We start from the raw sequence: 1,471 nt of genomic DNA, 5'->3' as shown, positions 1-1,471 counted from the left end.
ACGTCGCCTTCGGCCACCGTCTGGCCTTCCGCGGCAATGACCTTCCAGATAGTGCCCGCCAGCGGCGCGGTCACCGGCGTGCCGGCGCCTGCCGGGGCGGCCGCCTGAGCCGGGGCGGAAGAGGCTGCCGGCGCGGCCGCCGTCAGCTGGCTGATATCGCCGCCGTCGCTGACCTTCACCACAAAGGCTTTACCTTCCACTTCCACGGTGTAGACGCCGGACGCGGCCGGTTTATCGGCTTTTGGCGCCGGTTTTGTGTCTTCCGCCTGCGGCAGCGGCTCAAAGGCCGCCGGGTTGTGGCGGTTCGCCAGGAACTTCAGGCCGATTTGCGGGAACAGGGCCACGGTCAGCACGTCATCGATGGCGTTCTCCGCCAGAACGATGCCCTTCTCCTGCGCCTGACGTTTAACATCGGCTTCCAGCTGCGCCAGCTCCGGTTTGAGTAAATCCGCCGGGCGGCAGGTGATGGCTTCTGCCCCTTCCAGCACGCGGGCCTGCAATGCCGCATTCACCGGCACCGGGGTGTGGCCGTATTCGCCTTTCAGAATCCCGGCCGTTTCCTTCGCGATGGTTTTGTAGCGCTCGCCGGTCAGGACGTTCAGCACCGCCTGGGTGCCGACAATCTGCGAGGTGGGGGTGACCAGCGGGATGAAGCCGAGGTCCTCACGCACGCGGGGGATTTCCGCCAGCACCTCATCCAGACGGTGGGCGGCGTTCTGCTGCTTCAGCTGGCCCTCGAGGTTGGTGAGCATCCCGCCCGGCACCTGGGCCACGAGGATACGGCTGTCGGTGCCCTTCAGCTGGCCTTCGAAGGCGTGGTATTTCCTGCGCACCTCGCGGAAGTACGCCGCGATGCTCTCAAGCTTCAGGATATCCAGCCCGGTGTCGTGCTCAGTACCCGCCAGGGTGGCGACCAGCGCCTCGGTGGCCGGGTGGCCGTAGGTGGCGCTCATGGAAGAGATGGCGGTATCAACGCCGTCGACGCCCGCCTCGATGGCCTTCAGCAGGGCCATCTCCGCCATCCCGGTGGTGGCATGAGCATGCAGGTGCAGCTTCACGTCGTAGCGTTTTTTGATTTCACTCACCAGCTCAAAGGCGGCCCCCGGGGTGAGAATGCCGGACATGTCTTTAATCGCGATGGAGTCGACGCCGGTTTCCAGCAGCTGTTCGGTCAGGTCCAGCCAGGTCTGTAGCGTGTGCGCCGGGCTGGTGGTGTACGAGAGCGTCCCCTGGGCGTGGGCGCCGTGGCTGCGGACGGCCTGCAGGGCGGCTTTCATATTGCGCGGGTCGTTCATGGCGTCGAAGACGCGGAACACGTCCATGCCGTTTTTGACGGCGCGCTCAGTGAAGCGCTCCACCACGTCATCGGCGTAGTGGCGGTAGCCGAGGAGGTTCTGGCCGCGGAGCAGCATCTGCAGGGGGGTCTTCGGCATGGCCTTTTTGAGCTCGCGCAGGCGGACCCAGGGGTCCT

1 protein-coding gene is annotated in these 1,471 nt (G+C 65.8%); it reads right to left on the bottom strand.

All coding sequences use genetic code 11. The features are described 5' to 3' along the window. A partial coding sequence (gene oadA / locus ACSIPU_RS30255) for a sodium-extruding oxaloacetate decarboxylase subunit alpha (RefSeq protein WP_435322466.1) occupies window positions 1–1,471 on the bottom strand: 1,471 nt, incomplete at both ends.

Origin of the sequence: Klebsiella sp. HN106, assembly GCF_051209435.1 — a bacterium.
Lineage (GTDB): Bacteria > Pseudomonadota > Gammaproteobacteria > Enterobacterales > Enterobacteriaceae > Klebsiella > Klebsiella oxytoca.
Note: the sequence above shows the minus strand (reverse complement) of the source record. Positions and strands in the feature narration are given on the sequence as shown.